The organism is Nostoc sp. FACHB-280 (assembly GCF_014697615.1).
GTDB lineage: Bacteria > Cyanobacteriota > Cyanobacteriia > Cyanobacteriales > Nostocaceae > Nostoc_B.
The window spans coordinates 110,494-132,424 of record NZ_JACJSD010000019.1; the positions used below are offsets into that span (position 1 = coordinate 110,494).

Below are 21,931 nucleotides of genomic sequence, written 5' to 3' on the forward strand. Positions count from 1 at the left end.
TCTTCAGAAAAACTTTTCAATTAACACGGAAGTAGTTTATATGAGTATGAATATCTATTAGTGGTGGTGTGATAGGAGAACAGAAATATGCTGAGTCGTGATCAAATGACTGGTAGTGCATCTAATCAACAGTGTGACACCTATGCGTGGTTTTCCCAGCGTGCTTGGGTAGAAATTGACCTAGAGGCGTTGTCACACAATGTCAAGCAAATAAAGCAGTTGTTATCACCACGTACTCAGTTGATGGCGGTAGTAAAAGCTGATGCTTATGGGCATGGTGCAGTTACAGTCGCGCAAACAGCATTACAATCGGGGGCGAGTTGGTTAGGGGTGGCGACAGTTCCTGAAGGGATTCAATTACGAGAAGCCGGGATACAAGCTCCCATATTGATTTTAGGGGCAACCCAGACCCCAGAACAAATTCATGCGATCGCCCATTGGAAACTCCAACCAACATTGTGCAGTCCTAAACAAGCTTTAATTTTTTCCAATATTTTAGAAGCAATTAACTACGGTTCTCCTGTACCTGTACATATTAAATTGGACACAGGAATGTCTCGGTTAGGGACGAATTGGCAAGCAGCAGCCGAGTTTGTGCAGTTAGTAGAACGCTTACCGCATTTGAAAATTGCCAGTGTTTATTCCCACTTAGCTACTGCGGATAGTCCTGATCCGGCAATCATGGCAGAACAGCATAGCAGATTTAAAACGGCGATCGCCCAAATTCAAAAAATCGGCATCAAAATTCCGAGCTTGCACTTAGCCAACACCGCCGCCACTCTTGCAGATTCCCAACTGCACTACGATATGGTCAGAGTGGGTTTAGGGGTTTACGGTCTTGCGCCTGCACCACATTTACAACGCAAGATTAACTTAAAGCCTGTGTTACAGGTAAAAGCACGAGTTACCCAGGTGAAAACTATCGCGCCTGGAACTGGTGTTAGCTATGGTCATCAATTTGTGGCTGATAGAGAAATGCGTATTGCTGTTGTGGCTATTGGTTATGCGGATGGTGTACCACGTAACCTTTCTAACAAGATGCAAGTGCTGTTACGTGGTCAGCGAGTGCAGCAAATTGGGGCAATTACAATGGATCAGTTAATGATTGATATTAGCCAGCTTCCTGAGATTCAAGAAGGGGAAATTGTTACCTTACTAGGCGACCAGGGAAAAGAACAAATCACCGCTGATGATTGGGCTGCACAATTAAATACAATTTCTTGGGAAATTCTGTGTGGGTTCAAGCATCGCCTACCACGTGTGGGAGTTATCTAGTTTCCTTGCTAGTCTATGAGGGTGAAGTATACATAATTAATTATTTAAACTTCATCCTTTTAGTGTTTCTCTTCCTGGAAGAATATGCTATACTAGGATAGTTGACTGATGCGGATGTGGCGGAATTGGCAGACGCGCTAGATTTAGGTTCTAGTTCCGAGAGGAGTGAAGGTTCAAGTCCTTTCATCCGCACTAAGTGTAAAAAAGCTATAAATAAAAGGTTTCAGGGGAATCTGTACAGTGACACATTGTTTGTCATCGGTGACAAATTAATGTCATTGTGACTATTTAATTGTCGTCGTAACCCATTAGCGTTTCTTAATTAATTGATGACAAATTAAATGTCATCAATAATATAATATGCTCTGCAATTATTATACAAAGTAATTAAAACAAGCGGATGAAAGGACTTGCTTTCAACCCACCCCTAAATTTAATAGTTACTAAAACCCAAAACTAATCTCGGTTTAAAAGATTTTGAAACCCACCCAGTACCTGGAGGGTTGTTGCCACCTAAATCGCAGCAAGTGGGCGTTCATATATACTACTTTCAACCCACCCAGTACCTGGAGGGTTGTTGCCACGTGGGCAATTTAAGCAACTCTTGCTTACCTGCTTTCTTTCAACCCACCCAGTACCTGATTGCTACAGTCAAACTAACCCTCATTTAACACAGTTCAGAGGTTGCAAGCAGCATGAACTGCGGCGCTATTAAATATTATTCCATTATCAAGGTTCAGATATTTGTCAACTTCGCTTAGTTAGGCGGAGATTATAAGCACACAAGGCTAATTCTTTTGCTTTTTCCTGGGGACTGCCACGAACAGGTTGTTTACCTTCCTCAATCACAATTCCTGTCTGAGCAGCTTTACTTTGAATACTCTGAATTAATCTGCCATAGCTCCATGAATGGATATTGATTCTATACTGTTTGGCGTATTGTTGCTGGATTTCTACGGAGCCAGGACATTTTGTTTCAGCTATGGCTTGAATTTCACTTTGGAGAATATCTCGCATATCCCCTAGCTTGGGTAAAACAATACTGTCTGCTTTGTAAGTTTGCGCGATCGCGACAATTTCTTTAGCCAATAATCTGTCCACATATTGTCCTAACTCAGATTTTCCAAATTGATTAGGAGAAAAACTTTTTTGTGCTTTATGGCGTTCATGGGATAGCGATCGCTGTTGTCGTCTTTGACGATTCAGGAGTTCGTAATTGTCGCCAAGTAACTGGCGGATACTCCGGTAAGCTATAACTTTACCTGCAAGCGCATCTACTACGGCTATAGTTGCAGGTTTTTCTAACCCTAAGCTTACTCCTACCAATATGTGTGATTGACCTTGGTACAGGGGTTTACTAGGACGCTCGAAGGAATTATTTATGCGAGTTAGTGTAGATTGTTTACGCTGAATAAAAGCTTGCTGAGTAATACTCAGGTCTGTCTTTTCTTTCATCTTGGTGATGAATTTGGTAATCTCTTGTGCTTTCTCTTGGCGAACTTGTTCTGTTCCTTCAGCACTCCACAGGCGATTGTCTACACAGCAATAAAGGGTCAATCGGTTAATTTGCCAAGGTTCACCTTTACCTTCACCTTCTTGCCAAGCTAAACGACCATTTCTGAGAGTGAATAAACCGCTAGAATGTTGATGTCTGCTTTGGCGTTTCGTCTGTTGGTCTTCTAAGAACCTTTTAAACCAATGTAATTGGCGGCGATCGCAGTAAACTTCAAAAGTTAAATCACTCAAGCCGTTGAAGTGAACACACAGCCTACCTTTGTTGTTTGTTGACCAAACAAGGTCTTCGTTCGTTTCAAAAATCAAGGGAAATGGCAGAGAACTTGACTGAGTTAACAAAATATCTTGCCAGCGTTTAGCTTCGGCATTGTCTTCTGGAACAGTTGTTGTAGCAGTAAAAAGTGTTTCTAACCATTTAACATTGGTTAAGTCCCGACCTTTAGGAATTCGACTGGTTAGTTTTTCTGTGAGTCTTTGAATTTGGATTTCTAATTTACGGCGGCGTTTGGCAAATTTTTCTGGGTCTTCTTCTTTATTATTGAGTTTGCAGCCATTTTTCAGGAGATAGCTAATAGCACTACGACTGAGTATGTCGTCAGTTTCTTGATAAGCATCAAATAATTTATTAGCTAAACTCCGGTCAGTATTTGAAGCAGATAACTTTTTTGATTTCTTTGCCTTTCCTCTTTTAGCTACAGGAGGATTAGGCTCAGATTCTGGCGTAGCTATTGCCAAAATTTCAGCAGCTTTGGTACGAATAGCCTCTAAACTGCAACCACTAATTTTTACTAATTCAGCATCGCTGTTGAGTATTTCTAGCCAGCGTATTTTGCCGTCAAGCTGCTGCTGTAGCCGTTTTTGAATAGCTAACCAAGATTTGTAAATGTAATCCACAACATGGATTGCAGATAAATACAAACGGCTTGGCTGTCCGACAAAACGAGGGTCAGTTTTCAAGGATTGGCAAAGTTGGTTAACAACTGTTGAGGGCAGTGTGCCATTTTTTTGCCACTTCTCAAAATCTGGATTTTTACTAAGCTGTTGAAGCAGTTCGTTAATTAAAGGTGTGTTTAATTTTGCCATCAACTTCCAGAGTTGTTGACGGGTAGACTCACTAGCAATTAGGCGACATTGAATAGTGATTTGGCTCATAAAAATAAAATATCACAAAAACACATTATGTTATCTAAAAATATTATGTGTTTTAAGAGATGCTTCTATAGGATGATTCTTATGGAAGGAAAGTTTTACACAAGCACAGAAGCATCAGAAATTACTCATTGCTCTCGCCGCCAGTTACAGTATTGGCGAGAGAAGGGAGTTATAGTACCTACTGTTAACAGTAGTGGCAAAGGTCGTAATGTTTACTACTCTAAAGCTGATCTACTGGCATTAACAGTAATGGAGCAGTTGCTGTCAATTGGTTTAAATTTTGAGGTTTGCCATGCAGCATTGGAAACACTGCGGAAAAATGAACCTTGGTTATTTGATGAGTCTGTTCCAGAAGAAAAGATGAAGCAGCTAATGTTATTACCGACGCGATCGCCTGAACAACCTTTACAATTGGCAGAGTTTGACAAGAAAGTGGCGCTAGAAGCTCTTTGTCAGGGAAAAACTGTGATTCCTTTTTGGTGCGATCGCATTCATCAACAATTAAGAGAAAATCTCAAAAGCTTTAGTAGTTGAGCAATGCTAAGAGCGATCGCCACAGCCGATAATCAAGGTTAGCTGGAGGCGATCGCTTTTATCCTTAGCTGTTAAACTCAAATCGAGAAATTAGCAAATATAAGGATAATTTTTGCTAATCTCATTACTCATTAAGCTTGTTTTGTATGTTTTCTTTTTAACATAACTCCAATCCCGCCAGCCAAAATAGAACCCAGGATAGTTAAAGGTTCAGGTACTGGTTGAGGATTCGTATTTGTCACTGAAGCATTTGTTAACGACAATATTGATGAGCCAACAGTGTCATCCACATCAACAATACCAATACCAATGTTACCAATACCAATGTTGTAGATGCCAGATGTGGCAAATGTATAGCTCAAAGGGGAACTTCCAGTTAAAGTGATAACTGAGTTGCTAATGGCTACAAAAGCGCGATCGCGGATGCTAGTGTAAACAAATTCGTCATTACCGTCGCCGCCTGTGAGTGTATCTGCACCTTGGAAACCAATAATGCGATCGCTGTTGTTAGTGCCAATTAAAACATCACGTCCTGATGTACCAATAATTTCATTTGGCTGACTAGCAGGATTATTAGTGACTGTTAAGGTGAAGACATCACTAATACTTGCTCCAGAATTATCAGTTGCTGTTACTTGAATGTTGAGTGAACCAACTTCGCTGTTGGTTGGTGTACCGTTAAACGTGCGGGTAGTGGCGTTGAAGCTTAACCAATTTGGTAAAACTGCACCATTTTCTAAAGTTACAGAGTAGGTAAGGCTATCGTCTGCATCAACGTAATTAAAGGTATTTGCAGGGATAGTAAAGCTAAACTCTGCATCTTCGGTTGCAGCTTGATCGGCGATCGCATTACCCAATGTTGGTGCATCATTAGTGTTAGCCACTGTCAAAGTGAAGACATCACAGTTATCGGTGGCGACGCTGTAGAAAGCGTAGGTGCGTCCTACTTCGCCTGTATAAATTGCTGAGGTGTCTGTGATGTCATCTTACCACAGAACAAATAGACTTGTCCGAAATATTAAAGCAGGAAGAAATTCGCTCCCATCCAGGGCGGCAAGCAGAGGGGTTTTTATAATCACTATTCATGCTCATGGGGATTGAACTAGCAGTTCCAGATGGCGTTGTTGCGTGAATAGACAAAATGGTAAATTTTACCTATCGCCGATGTTTGCTCACCGCAAGCGCCCAGAGATAAAGACGAAAGCCCAGGACAAAGTTAAGAATTGGAACGCCTATGATGCTTCCCTCTAGCTTCGAGGCAGTATAACTTTCTGGGTGAACGAAGAAGTAATCGAGCAGTGGCACAACCAGCAAAAAACAGGAAGAAAGGGAGCATCGAATTATTACTCTGATACGGCGATTGCAACAATGGGAACAATTTTCTACGGTGTTTCATTTACTAGGGCGACAAGCAGAGGGGTTTTTAGAATCGCTGTTCATGCTCATGGGAATTGAGCTAGTAGTACCGGATCACTCTAATGCTTTTCTTTCTCTAGCCACAATTCATATCTGGATTAACAGAATTTTATTAGTGGGATAGGTTCGTCAATTTGCCTGAGTGAACATTGCATAAGGTAAGTAAGCCTAGAATTAAGAATCAATGTCAGGCGATACTGCTGTTGATGGTTGAAACGCAAATACTTATGGGTGTGGCATCACGATATTGGCAACTTGTAAAAATTGATGGAGCGGGACGGCGGCAGGTTCAGGAAATCATTCCAGCTAAGGAGTTTTTTGCTGAGGTATTCCCAGAGGTTACAGACAAAGGAGAGCATTCAGATATAGAAATTCAACTAAAACTACTGCAATTATCACGGGATGCGCCTACTGATAGATACTTATTAGCTCAACGTTGTCTACTGTGTTTTATATCGTGGCAGATTGAACAAGTGTGCTGGCAGTTGGAACAAAATTTTGGGGTTATTCATGGTTTTACTTGTGCTGATTTATTACCTTATGTATTAGATGATGATGGTAGTTTAAAACCTGTTAATAATTATCAGTGCCTTTCTAGAAAAATTTTACAAAGTTTTGATCCACAACAAAGCAGTCTAAAAACTTGGACACATACTAAAGTTAAACATGATTCAGAAATGAATCAATTTCTCTTAGGGTGTGGAGTTTATTTGATAAGTGACTGGGCAATTCTCAACGATACTCAACCTAACCAATTACAACGGATTCTAACAGCATTTTACTCACTAACATTAAGTGAAATTCAGCAAGCACAAAAACTTTTAGAAAGCTATCATACTATTTATCGGTCTGCTCGTTTACAACAGAGAGCAAGGGGAATAGGTGGTAAATGTACTACGCCAACAACTGAACAATTACAACAGATTGCGCTGCTCTTGGAAAATAAAACAGGTCAGATTTTTAGGGCTGAGACTGTTATGGCAAAATTGCAAGAACTTGCTGAACGACTGCGACAATATCGGATTTATATTCGCAGTGCTTATTTACCTACAGAACCTTTAGATATTTTGAATAAAGATAGCCATCCTGTTACAAAAGAGATATTAGATAATGAAAATGAACAATTAGAGTTTCTGAAATTATATCGAATCCAATTTTTAGCTTGCTTAGAACAAGCTTTAGCTTTAGTGATACAATCACGGATAAATCAATTACAAAGAAAAAACGCCGATAAAGCTAAACAATTTTTAATAGCACTCCGGTTATTTCATTGCCAAAATCTATCAATGACAGAAATTGCTGCTAGATTAGAGTTACGCGCCCAAGATGCAGTTACTCGTCTTTTAAAACTGAAGGAATTTCGTTCTGAAGTCAGTCAACAACTTTTAAATCTATTATGTAAACAGGTATTAGAATTAGCTAGAAACTATTCAAATATAGAGAGTCTGACAATTTTAGAACAACAAATTAAAATAGCTATTAACGAACAAATTGAAATTGTCATTATAGATGCAGAAACTCAAGCACAAACAGCTAAAAATTATATAAAAACTAGTCTATTTAACGAGAAACTTTGCCGCTATCTTGATGTAATGAATGAGGATATATGAAGAATATAACAACTAACGAATTTCAGGAGCGGCTAGATTTTGAAGTATTACCATCAGCCGTAATTAATCTGACTAATGAACAAATTGCTCATGCTGTAGAAATCAGCAACAAAACTAAAAAATTATCTAAACAATGGCAAATTTATATTCATGCCTTAGCTTTACTGGCTTTTGAAGAGTGGTTGACAGAAAGGTTAGATATTCTGACTATTAACCATGAAAAATCTACCCTAATGCAACCAGGATTAGCAAGTGCGATCACGGCTGTTGCCAATTTACAAGTCAATAAATTTAAACTTTGTTTGTTAGCAACTGGTAGTCTTACAGATAATCAAATAATTATACCTAGAGTTGTCATAGATGTAGCAGAATATACTGCACATTTTTATGTATTAGTAGAAGTCTTAGAAGAACAAAATGCAGTAATTATTTCTGGTTTTTTGACTTATCAACAATTAAAAGAATATAAAGTAAAAGTTCATTTACAACCAACATCAGACTGGAATTACCAAATTCCCACCAGTTTATTTATTAATGAGCCAGACCGCTTATTATTATACTTGCGTTATTTACAACCAGAAGCAATTGCTTTACCATCACTCAATGTTAGCACTCAAATGTTAGCTAATATTCAAAATGAATTGTTAACATTATTACCCCAATTAGAATCACCTGAATCCGAATTATGGCAAATTCTGAGTTGGGAACAAGGAAAAGCTGTAATAACCCACCTAGAATTAGTGAATTGGGTAGATAGTTTGCAGCAAAAATCACACAAATATTCAACTAAAGACAGCTTAAAAGATTTACTAAATTTGTTAACTCAGCCAGCACTAAATGCAGGTCTTTGGTTATGGGACGAATTAGATGAATTAGCACAAGAATTGTCTTGGCATTTATTACCTAATTTGACACCAGCACCAGCAATGCGAAGTCCAACAGAAGAATTTCAGTCAATTATGACTCAGTTACAACAACGGCATATAGAAATTCCTGTGCAAGCGCGAGGTGCTTATCAAGATTTTCTGTTAACAGGAGTCCCTCTACGTTTATATGCTGTGACTTGGCATTTATTATCAGAATCAGAGCCACATTTATGGACATTGTTACTAATTTTAGGTACAGCTTCTCATCAGAATCTACCTGGAGATTTAAAACTACGGGTAAGTGACCAAACAGGGATTTTATTAGAAACTGGGGTGTCCCGACAGCAAGGAGATGCTTATTTATTTACACGTGTAGTGGGTAATTGGAATGAAAAGTTCTTAGTGAGTATCAGTTTAATGGATGGGATAGAGGTAATTTTACCACCATTTACATTCTGCCCTCAGAGAGTGCTTTAGTTGCTCCGGTTACATTTTTAGAAACGAGCATTCTAATTACTAACATACTAAAGAATCAAACATTTTGCATAACTACCCCAGGTATGAGAGATATATAAAAGTAAACTCTCACCATGCTTGAAGGATAGTTTACCCTGTGCATTATTGTTTGAAATCCATCTCTCTTGCCATTTTCATAGTATCCCTGTCTTTTCCTGTAAGCATTGCTGAATCACAGACAAGGAGAAATATGCAACCTATACTGACTACACAGGAGCCAGTAACTCAAGAACAAAAGGATGAAGTATTAAGACTCAACTATTTAGGTGTTCAGCAGTTCAACACAGGTAATTATCAAGAAGCTTTGAAGACTTTAGAGCATACAGATAAGAGTATACCAACGGCGATCGCCCTTGCACCTACTAGTAATGATGATGGTTTACTTACCCCTGCGGAAATTGTTAACTTAAAAATTAACGCAGAGTTAGTAGTTTTAAGTGCTTGCAATACTGGGCAATGTAAGATGGCGTAATTGGGTTATCTCATTCTTTAATTATTGCTGGTATGCAAGTGTAATTGTCTCGCTATGGGCTGTTCCCGATTCACCGACATCAGAACTAATGACAGATTTTTTCGACAATGGGATAAAAATCATGATCAGGCTGTAGCCTTAAGAAATGCTATGCTGATTACTATGAAAAAGCATCCAAATCCGATAAATTGGACAGCGTTTACTTTAATCGGAGAGCCGTAATTTAAGCTAAAAGTGTATTTAATTACCATTTATTAATAGTTATGATTTATGGCTGGTTCTAAATTTAATTTAAAAATTCAGCAATTTGATAAATTCTGCTCCTTTGAATTAGCTTGGGGTCAGGGTCAGCAAATTGTAACTACACTTGCTTATCCTGACGAGTTAAATTTTAAATACCAAGAATGGCAGCGCATTTATCTGAGGTTTTATAGTACGGCATTGAGAGGGAAAGTAGAAGAAGTTGGTAGTTTACTTGCACCTTCTATTGATTGGCGTTCAGAATTAGTTAAAAAAGAAACAGAACTTCTATCTGAGTTTTATCGATGGTTACGCAGTGCAGAGTTGTATGAGATTCGTGCAGAAATTGCTAAGGCGACCAGAAACATTGAAAACTCTTACATCAATATCTTTATCAGTTGTAACTCTCTAGGATTAATAAGATTACCTTGGGAAGTTTGGGAAATTGGCACAGATTTTGGTTTATCATCTAGCAAAATTCGGATTATACGTACATCAATAAATAGAACACGACCATTTACACCTTTAAGTCGTTATCGTTCTGGTAAAGCTAGAATTTTAGTAATTTTAGGTGATGAAACTGGATTAAATTTTCAAGCAGAAAAGCAGGCATTAAAATCTTTAAAACAATTAGCAGAAGTTGAATTTATTGGTTGGCAACCCCAAGAAAATATTCCTGAGTTAAAAAACAAGATTGTCCAAGCAATTACTTCTACATTAGGGTGGGATATTTTATTATTTGCAGGGCATAGTAATGAAACAAATCTGACTGGAGGAGAAATAGCGATCGCACCCAATGTGGCTTTATCAGTCAGTGAGCTAGAACGCCCATTACTAATTGCTAAAGAAAAAGGCTTACGGTTTGCTTTGTTTAATTCTTGTAATGGTTTAAGTATTGCTGATAAATTGATTGATTTAGGCATAAGCCAAGTCGCAATTATGCGTGAACCTATCCATAATCAAGTTGCTGGCAAATTTATTTTATCTTTTATTCAAGCCTTGTCTGAATATAAAGATATTCATACATCTTTAATTACAGCTTCTCAATATTTTAAACTAGAAAAACATTTTACCTATCCTAGTGCTTACTTAATTCCTTCATTATTCGGACACCCAGAAGCTGATTTATTTTATCTCAAAAATTACGGAATAAAATCATTATTTAAACTTTTTAAACCTACTACTCAAGAGATAGCTTTTATTGGAACATTATTAGTAATAAGTTTAATATTACCATTACAAAATTTATTATTACAACAGCGAATTTTATTACAAGCTCAGTATCGTCAATTGACAAACCAATTAGCAATGAAGGTTAGTCAGCCACCTGTACTATTAGTAACAATTGATGAAGAATCTATTATAAAAGCTAAAATATCTAACCCTAAACCAATGGATCGTAGATATTTAGCAAGTTTAGTAAATAAACTGACAGCTTATCAAGCTAAAGTTATTGGGATTGATTATTTATTAGATAGACCACATCCACAAACAGATCAAATACTTGCTAATTCTATTAAATCTGCTGTTGAGTCTGATAAACATACTCTATTTGTTTTTATTACAGATGATGATAAAAGCGTCTTACCTGAGATTGCTAGTTTAAATTGGAGTTTAGAAGGAGAAGTTACAACTTATCCTTGGTATGTAAAATTATTACCATATAATTATTTTCAAACTCAACAGCCTTGGAATTTCGCTAGTGTATTAGCTTTAGCAAAACAGCTACAACAAACTTCTAATCCACCCTTACCACAATTAAACAATAATACAGATTATTTCCAGACGGTAAAAAACTTCTTAATTTCTCATAAACAATCGAATAAAACATTTATAAAATACCAGCGTTCACATGAAAAAATAATTACTTTATTAAGTTATAATATCCACCAAATTTTCTTAAAACCTATTATTGATTTTTCAATTCCCCCAGAGCAAGTTTATGACTCTATCCCAGCTTGGAAGCTTTTAGAAAGTCAAACAGCACCACAAAATCTACAACAGCAGGTCGTCATGATCGTTGCAGGCGGTTATGACGAAGCTGGTATATCATTTGATGGAGAAGACAATTATGATCAAGAAAATCTACCACTGGCTATTCAGTACTGGCACCCAGATAGCAAAGTGTTTACAGGCGGGGAATATAATGCTTACATGGTACATCATTTTTTGACTGGGCGATTAGTTGTACCAATTCCTGAGGTGTGGTTAATAGTCTTAACAGTCATTTTGAGTAAAATCTGGTATTTATGGCAAAATAATAGAAAGAGTACTAATTGGTACTTACTGATATTACCAACTTCTTTTACAGGTCTTTACGGACTCGTAAGTTTACAATTGTATATTTCTTCATTTGCTATCTTGTTACCTTTGCTGTTACCTTCTGCTACTTTATGGTATTACGTTTTATCCACTATTTATAAAAGGAAAGCTAATGAATAAATGGCAAATACTTCAATTTGTACTGTTTAGACAAATTAATTATTTAAAATTAAACAAAACTATTCCTGTGAAAAAGTTAATTTCAATTTATTTTTTGTTTTCCACCTTCTGTCTAACTTATACTAATCTACCTGTTTTATCTAGTCAAACAAAATCTTCATCTACTAAAGAAGTATCAACTCAATCATTTATAGCGTGGTTTAATCAAATTTCTTTGAGCAAAAAACCCCCAATAAAACCACGCAAAACTGGTAGCAGAAATCCAAACAGTGCTGATGATAATTTTGTTTGTATGGTTTCTCCTGATTTACCAAACTCTACTAGAGTTATTTGGAGTAATCGTCCTTTATTTATTTGGCAAGGGAAAATACAAAAAATAGTAGTACGTAATAAAAGTAACGGTAATGAATGGACTAGATACATAACAGAAAATCAGAATACTACTACTTACACAGAGAGACAACCACTACAACCCGGTCAAAACTACGAATGGCAAGTATTTTTTAAAGATAATTTGTCTATTGAAGTTAATTTTAAGGTAATGGAGATGCAACAACGCGATCGCATTACCGCAAATATAACTACTTTAGAAAAGCAACTTAAAGCCCAAGGTAAAGATGCAGAAGCGATCGCCATTGCTAAAGCCAATTACTTTGCTGAAAATCAATTATGGTCGGACGTATTGCAGCAAATCTACTCTATAGATAAACCTTCTCCCGAATTAGATAAGTTCCGTCAAGAACTTTCTGAAAATCTGTGCAAGCTTTGAAGGCAGGATTAATCTGTAATAAAGCTTCAAGTTTTAACAACTCTCAATACCCAAAGAGGTTAATCTACTAAAGTTTGGGGTTGCCCTCTGGAGTAGCAATTCTCTCCCTATGCAACTGTGAAATATGAAATTTTGCATATCCTGCGATCGCCTAGAAATATAAATCAGTGAACAGTGAACAGTGACTGATAACTGGTAACTGAAAATTGACAACTGCTATACGTTATCTAAAACTCTATTTAACAACCATCGCTCTTATTCTTGATATCTCACCAGTTATAGCTTAATTTACCGATATTTTTCTGAGCAACGCAGGTGTTAGCGTAAACACCACAAGACCGCAAAGCCGAAGCGGACAGACTTTTACAGCAAGGTAAAAAGAAGTTAAAGAAATTGGCAAGTTCCTCAAAACGGAACATCTCATTGGCAAAAAAGCAACAGAAGCAACGGTAGTCAAGCTTTTACCGCAAGTGCGATTTATTCATTTAGCAACACACGGTTTATTTGATGATATCCAAGGATTAAATAGTGCGATCGCTTTAACTCCGTCAGGTAAAGATGATGGCTTATTAACTGCCTCAGAAATTCTCGACCTGAAACTCAACGCCGAACTAGTGGTTTTAAGTGCTTGCGACACCGGACGCGGACGAGTAACTGGGGATGGTGTAATTGGTTTATCTCGTTCCTTGATTAGTGCGGGTGTACCCAGCGTCTTAGTATCGCTGTGGTCAGTTCCAGATTCGCCCACAGCACAATTAATGACTCAATTTTATCAAAATCTGCAAAAAAACCCTGACAAAGCCCAAGCACTGCGTCAGGCGATGCTGACGACGATGAAAAGCAATCCAAATCCTGTTGATTGGGCGGCTTTTACTTTGATTGGGGAAGCCGAGTAAGTTTTTTACTTTCTACTAAAGTCAAAAGCTCTCTAAGATTTTTGCATAACCTCAAAAAACCCAGAAGTAGAATCTTTTAAATCGACTACAGCCAAGATATAAAAACATACTATGTCTAACCTCAAACGTCGTCATTTTCTCCAATGTTCCGCTTCTACCCTTGCTGCATTGGGTTTGAGTCAATTGGAAATTGTGCAACAGAGCAATAAGCTAGGTCAAGCCATTGCACAAAATACAGGGCGTAAACTAGCATTATTAGTCGGAATTAATGAATATTCTGAAGATGACGGTTTACCATCTTTAGAAGGCTGTATCACTGATGTCAGGTTACAGCAGGAGTTATTAATTCACCGCTTTGACTTTAAATCCCAGGATATTCTTACCCTGACTGATAAACAAGCCACTCGTCAAGGCATTCTTACAGCCTTTGAAGAACATTTGATTAAACAAGCCAAGCCTGAAGATACAGTGCTGTTTCATTTTTCTGGGCATGGTACAAAAGTTAAAGATCCAGACGGTGATTCGCCAGATGGGCTAAACAGTACATTGATTCCTGTAGACGGGAAACTACCTCCCAGATTTCCTGAGCAAGGTGGCCCTGTGCAGCACATTATGGGACACACGCTTTTTTTACTCATGTCTGCATTAAAAACAGATAACGTTACTGTTGTGCTAGACAGCTGCCATTCTGGTGGGGGTAAACGGGGAAATTTGCGAGTTCGTTCTGTTAACGGTGGCGCACTACTACTACCTAGTCAAGAGGAATTAGAATATCAACGCCAATGGTTGAAGCGACTGGGACTTTCACCACAAGAATTTATTCAAAAACGCAGACAAGCTGTTGCAAAGGGAGTTGTCATTGCTAGTGCTAAACGTGAGCAATTTGCAGCTGATGTACCTTTTGATGACTTTCATGCTGGGGCATTTACTTATTTGTTGACGCAGTATCTTTGGCAACAAACTACTAACGAGGCAATTAACAGCGCGATCGCTAATGTTGAACGTAGTACTAAAATATTAGCTAAGGAAAACGGAAATCTCCAAGATCCAGAATTTGAGTCTAATTTCAGACCAAACAAGGCCAATGCACCTATATATTTTATTCCTTTTCAAGCTGTTCCGGCTGAGGCTGTAATTATACAAGCTCAGAGTAATCAAGTTCAGTTGTGGTTAGGTGGGATAGAGCCACAAAGCTTAGAAGCTTTTAGTGAAAATCCCTTGTTTTCTGTAATTAATGCTCAGGGTGATGAAGTTGGATTGGTAGAGTTAAAGTCACGTCAAGGATTAATTGGCAAAGGTACATTAATCAACACAGCTACACGCTCAACATTAAAATTACAACCGGGAACTTTATTACAAGAACGTATTCGTAGTGTTCCCAATAATCCTACCTTAAAAATTGGAATTGATGAATCGTTAGATCAAAATACCGCCCAACAAGCAATATTAGCCCTTCAAGCACTCAAACGCATCGAACCTCAACCGTTGGGAAAACAAGCGGTGCAGTATATTATTGGGCAGATGACTCAGACTAAATTTCAAGAATTGCAAAAAAAAGGAATCTCTCAACTTCCAGAAGTTGGTAGTTTTGGTCTATTTTTACCTAGTCAAGACGAAATTATTGCCAAATCTTTTGGTCAAGCTGGTGAAAATATAACTGAAGCCGTAAAACGATTACAACCTAAATTCAAATCTTTGCTGGCGGCCAGAGTAGTTAAACAGATTCTCGGCAATACTAATTCATCACGTATTAATGTCATAGTCTCCATGAGTATTGCTAATAGGAATGAACTTATAGCCCAATCTTTTCCTATTCGGGGAGCTATCTCGAAAAAAGCAAAATCCTCAACAGCTTCTATGAAATTGCCTAACTCAGGCTTAAATCAACTACCGATAGGAACCAAAATTGTTTTTCAAATTCAAAATAATGAGCAGCAAGCAATTTATGTCAGTATATTGGTAATTGATGCTGAAGGCGAAATGACAGTTATCTTTCCTAATAATTGGTCTACTACACAAAATGCTGCATTAATTGAGGCAAAACAAACGCAAATTATTCCTCAACCTGATGATGAGTTTATATTAACTATTGATAAACCTCTAGGAACTTCTGAAGCATTGATTATTGCTAGTACAACACCTCTAAGAAATTCACTTCTAGCATTACAAAAAATTGCCAGTACCAGAAGCTTGACAAATCGCAGTACTCCTATTTCTGTAACGGATGAAATTTTAGATGTTACTAATAATCTACTAGATGACTTAGATTCTGGTACTCGTGGTGCTATTTCTGCACAAAAAATACAATTACCATCGGGAGTGCGTGGGATTGATACTAAAAAATTAGCGGCAATGTCTATATCTTTTGAAGTTGTTGCTTCTTCAAACAGCTAACACCTTTGCATTAACTATGGATAATTTATTTTTTGCCTATTAAAGATTTTGTTTATGGGTCAAATATTATCAAGTATTTTTTCATTTTGAAAAAGCTTTACAGTCTTGGCTACAAGCGTTAATGATTTATCGTGAAATCAAAGACCGTAAGGGTGAAGCAAGGACTTTAATTCTTCAAGCTAGTGCTTATCTTGAAATGGGAGATAGAGCTAATGCTACTGCTTCTTTAGAACAAGGTTTAGCAATTGCAAAAGAAGTCAATGCTCAAGATTGCTCTGCTATTTATCAAATCCTTAGTCAGCAAGCTTTTCTATACTTAATGGGAAAAATCAGAATCTGCATAAGGTAAATCACTACAGACGTAATTTTCAACAATTACTTTGCATTCTATCGTTATGTCATCTTACCAAACACAAAATGACATCCAACAGACGGCAATTCATCCAGGTAAGTATTTAACACAGTTTCAACGCAAATTACTGCAAGAAAATCTGCAAAAAAATTTACCTGATTCCTACCGTCAGCGGATTGAAATCATGTTATTAGCCGATGAGGGAAAATCTCAAGCCGAAATTTGTCAGAGCTTGAATTGTTGTCCAGCCACAGTGAGACATTGGACTCACATAGCCCGCGCTGGGATAGCACACCAATGGCAAGATTGTCCTATTGGTCGCCCTAAAGCAGTAAGTGAAGAGTATTTACAACGTTTGCGGGAACTGATTAGTAATAGTCCTCGTGATTATGGTTATTCTTTTCGACGCTGGACAACAAACTGGCTTCAGAAACACTTAGCCAAAGAATTGGGAATTACAATGAGCGATCGCCATTTTAAGCGATTACTCAAACAGATGGGATTGTCCACAAGAGCAAAACCCAACAATACCCAAGACAACGCTAATGACAAGAAACCAAATGCCAAAATTTTGATTACAGACCTCAAATCAACCAATATTGACGACAATAGCGAACCTTTGCCTCTACATTTCGTGAAATTAGATAAAAATTCAGATATATATGGTGCAACATCTATCCGAGCCATTAGTTACTCTAGAACAGTTCCACACGACTTTGGGACATTCTCTTTCCGTCACAGAATACCAACACTGCCTCAACCAAGCTAAATTTATCACTCCAAAAGTAGGGAAATTCTGGCAAGGAACAAACGTTGAAGCAGGAATCTATATAGTCATTTCTGGCAAGGTGAGATTACTAGATACAGAGGGTGAATTAATCGCCACGTTGGAAGCTGGGGAAGCATTTGGAGAATTTACCCTATTCCCAGATGCAGACTTCCAACCCTATGCAGCTAGAGCTTCAGTTAACTTGCATCTCTGCTTTGTACCTGCTGATGTTTTGTTGCCCTTAATGGCTAAGTATCCTCAAATTCATCAGTATTTGTGGGATAAGTCCCTATCCCGTCATCCCTCACAGATGGAGTCGGATAGACCACCACTAGATTCAGCAAAGCCTTCAATAGATCATAGTACTGATATTTTGTCAAGCTATGTCTCAGAATCGCCGTCCAAAAAGATTAGTAAAGCCTATTTTCCCAACCCCACCCAGCGCGTCGGACATTTGTGGCAACGCGTGCTACGGCGGTATCCGTTTTTTGCTCAACAGAGTGCTTCCGACTGCGGTGCAGCTTGTTTAGTGATGGTGTCTCGCTATTGGGGGAAACGCTTTAGTGTCAACCGTTTGCGGGATATCGCCAATGTAGACCGCAACGGTGCATCCTTACGGGGATTATTAACAGCAGCAGAAAGTCTAGGTTTTGCCACAAGACCGGTGAAAGCGAGTCTAAACCAGTTAGCAAAGCAAAAATTACCAGCGATCGTCCATTGGGAAGGCAAACATTACATTGTTGTCTACGAAATTACGCCTCAACACGTCATTGTCGCCGACCCCGCCATAGGTCAACGCACCCTCAGCCACACCCAATTTCAAGCCGACTGGACTGGTTACGCCTTGCTGCTGCAACCCACAGCCATGCTGAAGGATACAAAAGAGACTTCCACACCCTTTTGGCAATTCTTTGAGTTGATGAAGCCTCACTCTTTGGTGATGGTGGAGGTGTTAATTGCTTCGGTATTTATTCAGATATTTGGACTGATTACGCCACTATTTACCCAGTTAATTTTAGACCGAGTGGTGGTGCAGCGATCGGAACTCACTTTAACAGCAGTAGGGTTAGGATTACTGATTTTTAGTCTGTTCCGTGTGGCGATGACAGGTTTACGCCAATATCTCTTAGACCACACAGCTAATCGCATAGACTTAGCTCTCATTGTCGGGTTTATTCGCCATACTCTGCGTCTACCCTTGAGCTTCTTTGAGTCTCGTTACGTGGGCGATATTATCTCTCGCGTCCAAGAAAACCGGAAAATTCAACGCTTCCTGTCTGGCGAAGCACTATCAATCCTTCTAGATTTACTCACAGTTTTTATCTATGTAGGATTAATGTTTTGGTACAGTTGGAAAATGGCATTGTTGGTGTTGGTAATTATTCCGCCCTTTGCTTTGTTAGCCTTAATTGCCACACCTTTTTTACAAAGAATTTCACGAGAAATATTTAATGCCGTTGCCAATGAAAGTAGTTACTTAATTGAAGCTTTAACTGGTGTGCGGACAGTCAAAGCTACGGCTGTAGAACAAACAGTGCGTTGGCATTGGGAAGAATTATTAAATAAAGAAATCAAAACCAACTTTTCTGGTCAAGTCATCAGTAACCGCTTGCAAATTTTCAGTAACGCAATCCAAGCAATAGTTACTACTGCTTTACTGTGGTTTGGAGCGCATCAAGTAATTAATAACCAACTAACTATTGGGCAATTGGTAGCATTTAATATGCTACTTAATAACATTATTACCCCCTTCCAACGTTTAACAGTTTTATGGAATCAAGTCCAAGAAGTATTGATTGCAGTGGAACGGATTAATGATGTATTAGATGCTGAACCAGAAGAAGATTTACACCAACAACCCCGACAAAACTTACCTCAGTTTAAAGGTCATATTCGCTTTGATAATGTCACCTTTCGCTATCACCCAGAAAGTGATGTCAATATTTTAGAGAATCTGAGTTTTGAAGTGAAGCCAGGGCAAATGGTAGCCTTAGTGGGACGTAGTGGTTCAGGAAAAACCACTATTTCTAAATTAGTTTTGGGTTTGTATTCTCCTACCGATGGCAAAGTATTAATCGATGGACAAGATATTACTAGTCTTTCCTTACGTTCCTTCCGCCAACAGGTAGGAGTAGTTGATCAAGATACTTTTTTATTTGGTAGTACCATTCGAGATAATATCAGCCTGGGTCATCCTGGTACAGCATTAACCGAAGTAATTGAAGCTGCAAAACTAGCTGGTGCTGATGAATTTATTACAAAATTACCACTGGGTTATGAAACTCAAATTGGTGAAGGTGGTGGGTTATTATCTGGTGGACAAAGACAACGTATAGCCATTGCTAGGGCATTATTAGGAAACCCGCAATTGTTAATTTTAGATGAGGCAACTTCCCATCTAGATACAGAATCAGAAAGGATAATTCAAAAAAATTTCAATACCATCCTCAAAGGTAGAAGTACTTTGGTAATTGCCCATCGTCTTTCCACAGTGCGAAATGCTGATTTAATTTTAGTGTTAGATAAGGGTGTGTTAATTGAGAGTGGAACCCATACAGAATTGATGGCAAAACGAGGACATTATTACTATCTCAATCAGCAACAATTAGATGTTGCCGATTGAAATATAGGTTGAAATGTAGGGTGTGTTGTCGCGCAGCGCAACGCACCATCAATAATTCAAGCCTAATACACTCTTGACCATTGACTATTCAATACTTTTCGGATGCAGGTTGGCTCATTCTAGATTTAGATTCTCTCTCCTACGGCAACTCCCTTTTTATTGAAGGGGATTGGGGGGATCTAAAAATTTTAACCGAGATGTATTAATTGACTATTAAGTATTGAATTTTAGGATCACAAAAAATATGCCAAATGTATTGAATGGACTGGTGACAACCTCACCAACTGAAGATATACTACATAAAGAAATATCATTACACCAAACCACAAATATCAAAAACGAGGATTGGTCAGAAATAACCAAAGAATCACTTGATAGTTTGCCGCAGGTTTGGACTAGAGGATTATTATATTTTGTAGTTATATTTGTCTCTATAATTTTACCTTGGGCAATCCTATCTAAAGTTGATGAAACAGGTACAAGTAGAGGAAGAATAGAACCTCAAGACAAGACAATTAAACTTGATGCTGCGGTAGCAGGAACCGTTGCAGAAATTAGAGTTAAGGAAGGTGACTCAGTAAAAGCAGGACAGACATTACTACTGTTAGAATCAGAATTAGTCAAGTCAGAATTGCGGCAAGCTCAAGATAGATTAGAAGGGCAATTAAATCGACTTTCTCAGTTAAATTCGTCTAAAAATCAGTTAATTGTATCTTTAGCAACTCAAGAGCAACAAAATCAATCACAACAGTTAGAAAAACAGGCTCAAATTGATCAAGCACGACAGAATATTCTGACGCTAAAAAATGCCTACGAATTACAAAAAGAAGAAAGGTTATCTCAAGTTAATCAGGCAAAGCAAACCTTAGCTAATAGTCATACTGCTAGTAAATTAGTTGAAGGTAGTTTGGCAAGTAGTCAGCATGAAATGGAACGCTACAGCAAACTTAAGCAAGAAGGTGTAATCCCCGAAATCAATTTAGTAGAAAAGCAAGATATCGCTCAAGATAGACAGAAATTGTATGAACAAACTAAATCAGATATAGAACAGGCAAAATTACGTCTAGCAGAACAACAAAGTAGTTACGAGCGAAATATTCGCCAAGCAAACGCTGATATTGAGCAAGCTAAATTGCGACTGCAAGAACAAGAAAGAGGTTATCAAACTTTAACCCGTTCCGGTCAACTAGCTGTGCTAAAAATTGCCGAACAACAGAAAAGCTTAGAAACAGATATTACTTCTCTAAAATCAGATATTGCTCAAACTAAAAGTCAGATTGATTCATTAAAATTTCAACTAGGACAAAGAGAATTAAAAGCACCTGTGAGTGGGACATTGTTTCAATTACCAATTCAAAAAGCGGGTTCTGTTGTCCAGTTGGGGACAATGGTAGCAGAGATAGCCCCAATAAATTCGCCTTTAATAATTCGCGCCCAAATGGCAACTACTGAAAGTGGTTCTTTACGTACAGGATTGCCAGTAAAGTTAAAATTTGATGCCTATCCATTTCAAGATTATGGAATTGTATCTGGCGAGTTAATTAAAATTTCTCCTAATACTGTGGAGGTCGATACTCCAAATGGTAAAGTAGCAGCTTATAACTTGGAAATTGCCATTAAACAGAATTGCATTCCCTCTGCTGATAAATGTATTCCTTTGCGTCCAGGGGATACGGCTACGGCTGAAGTGATTGTGCGTCAACGCCGGATTATTGATTTTCTACTTGATCCGTTTAAGAAATTGCAGCAAGGAGGGGTGAAATTGTAGAAAACTTACCCCGGTTTCCATAATTTGGATTTTTGAGGAATATCCAGATGAGTGAAGCAGCACTTTTCATATCAATCACTGAATTAATCAGTAAAAAATGTGGCTTCATCTTTTTAATTTATGCGATCGCACTCCACAAGATGCGACTAAGCTGAAAAACATTTAGTTTGGATATTTAAATTAAATATAAGTCTTGTAGGGTGGGCATCTTGCCCGCCCTGATTATCCAATTTAAATGCGTAACAGCTTATCCTCTCAATTTAAGGAGTTTCACATTAAATGAAGACTCTTTGAATCACATTTTTTATCTCATCTTGAACTT

Annotated in this window: 14 protein-coding genes, 1 tRNA gene and 3 pseudogenes; 16 read left to right on the forward strand and 2 right to left on the reverse strand. The window is 38.0% G+C overall.

All coding sequences use genetic code 11. The annotated features are described in order from the left end of the window. The first annotated feature begins 87 nt into the window (after positions 1-87). Positions 88-1,275, forward strand: coding sequence for an alanine racemase (gene alr, locus H6G75_RS15925; protein WP_190980996.1), 1,188 nt, complete (start codon positions 88-90; stop codon positions 1,273-1,275). 110 nt (positions 1,276-1,385) lie between these two features. Further along, positions 1,386-1,467 (forward strand) — tRNA-Leu (locus tag H6G75_RS15930). Positions 1,468-2,022: 555 nt separating this feature from the next. On the opposite strand, the gene cas12k is transcribed toward H6G75_RS15930, so the two are convergent. Continuing rightward, a complete protein-coding gene (gene cas12k, locus H6G75_RS15935) occupies positions 2,023-3,942 on the reverse strand; it encodes a type V CRISPR-associated protein Cas12k (RefSeq protein ID WP_190980997.1) in 1,920 nt (639 codons plus the stop codon). 81 nt (positions 3,943-4,023) lie between these two features. On the opposite strand from cas12k, the gene H6G75_RS15940 reads away from it, so the two are divergent. After that, on the forward strand, positions 4,024-4,476 hold the full coding sequence (locus tag H6G75_RS15940; protein ID WP_190980998.1) for a MerR family transcriptional regulator: 453 nt from the start codon (positions 4,024-4,026) through the stop codon (positions 4,474-4,476). A gap of 131 nt (positions 4,477-4,607) precedes the next feature. On the opposite strand, the gene H6G75_RS15945 is transcribed toward H6G75_RS15940, so the two are convergent. Continuing rightward, positions 4,608-5,360: a PEP-CTERM sorting domain-containing protein gene (locus tag H6G75_RS15945; RefSeq protein ID WP_190980999.1), complete on the reverse strand. Its 753-nt coding sequence runs from the start codon at positions 5,358-5,360 to the stop codon at positions 4,608-4,610. Positions 5,361-5,739: 379 nt separating this feature from the next. On the opposite strand from H6G75_RS15945, the pseudogene H6G75_RS33940 reads away from it, so the two are divergent. From H6G75_RS33940 to H6G75_RS16010, 13 genes and pseudogenes are all read left to right on the forward strand, one after another. Then, a pseudogene (locus tag H6G75_RS33940) lies at positions 5,740-5,826 on the forward strand (hypothetical protein); the annotation flags it as partial. A gap of 10 nt (positions 5,827-5,836) precedes the next feature. After that, the gene (locus H6G75_RS32695) at positions 5,837-6,016 is read left to right on the forward strand and encodes a transposase (RefSeq protein ID WP_277884095.1); all 180 of its coding nucleotides are present in this window, start codon (positions 5,837-5,839) and stop codon (positions 6,014-6,016) included. 103 nt (positions 6,017-6,119) lie between these two features. Further along, entirely contained in the window at positions 6,120-7,502 is a 1,383-nt protein-coding gene (locus H6G75_RS15960; protein ID WP_190981002.1) for a hypothetical protein, read from the forward strand. After that, the gene (locus tag H6G75_RS15965; protein ID WP_190981003.1) at positions 7,499-8,845 is read left to right on the forward strand and encodes a DUF1822 family protein; all 1,347 of its coding nucleotides are present in this window, start codon (positions 7,499-7,501) and stop codon (positions 8,843-8,845) included. Before H6G75_RS15960 ends, H6G75_RS15965 begins: the two co-directional genes overlap by 4 nt. A 367-nt stretch (positions 8,846-9,212) precedes the next feature. Further along, positions 9,213-9,578 (forward strand): annotated as a pseudogene (locus H6G75_RS15970) (CHAT domain-containing protein); the annotation flags it as partial. A 48-nt stretch (positions 9,579-9,626) separates the two neighbouring features. Beyond that, positions 9,627-12,038: a CHASE2 domain-containing protein gene (locus tag H6G75_RS15975; RefSeq protein ID WP_190981004.1), complete on the forward strand. Its 2,412-nt coding sequence runs from the start codon at positions 9,627-9,629 to the stop codon at positions 12,036-12,038. 214 nt (positions 12,039-12,252) lie between these two features. Then, complete coding sequence (locus H6G75_RS15980) at positions 12,253-12,807, forward strand: DUF928 domain-containing protein (RefSeq protein WP_242051547.1); 555 nt, start codon at positions 12,253-12,255, stop codon at positions 12,805-12,807. Positions 12,808-13,199: 392 nt separating this feature from the next. Beyond that, positions 13,200-13,703: pseudogene (locus tag H6G75_RS15985) on the forward strand (CHAT domain-containing protein); the annotation flags it as partial. A 111-nt stretch (positions 13,704-13,814) separates the two neighbouring features. Next, entirely contained in the window at positions 13,815-16,097 is a 2,283-nt protein-coding gene (locus H6G75_RS15990; protein WP_190981006.1) for a caspase family protein, read from the forward strand. Positions 16,098-16,218: 121 nt separating this feature from the next. Beyond that, positions 16,219-16,446: a hypothetical protein gene (locus H6G75_RS15995; RefSeq protein WP_190981007.1), complete on the forward strand. Its 228-nt coding sequence runs from the start codon at positions 16,219-16,221 to the stop codon at positions 16,444-16,446. Positions 16,447-16,492: 46 nt separating this feature from the next. Beyond that, on the forward strand, positions 16,493-17,218 hold the full coding sequence (locus H6G75_RS16000) for a helix-turn-helix domain-containing protein (RefSeq protein ID WP_190981008.1): 726 nt from the start codon (positions 16,493-16,495) through the stop codon (positions 17,216-17,218). After that, positions 17,112-19,841, forward strand: a complete 2,730-nt coding sequence (locus tag H6G75_RS16005) for an ABC transporter transmembrane domain-containing protein (protein ID WP_190981009.1) — start codon at positions 17,112-17,114, stop codon at positions 19,839-19,841. Before H6G75_RS16000 ends, H6G75_RS16005 begins: the two co-directional genes overlap by 107 nt. A 244-nt stretch (positions 19,842-20,085) precedes the next feature. Continuing rightward, entirely contained in the window at positions 20,086-21,609 is a 1,524-nt protein-coding gene (locus H6G75_RS16010; protein ID WP_190981010.1) for an HlyD family efflux transporter periplasmic adaptor subunit, read from the forward strand. Positions 21,610-21,931: the final 322 nt, after the last annotated feature.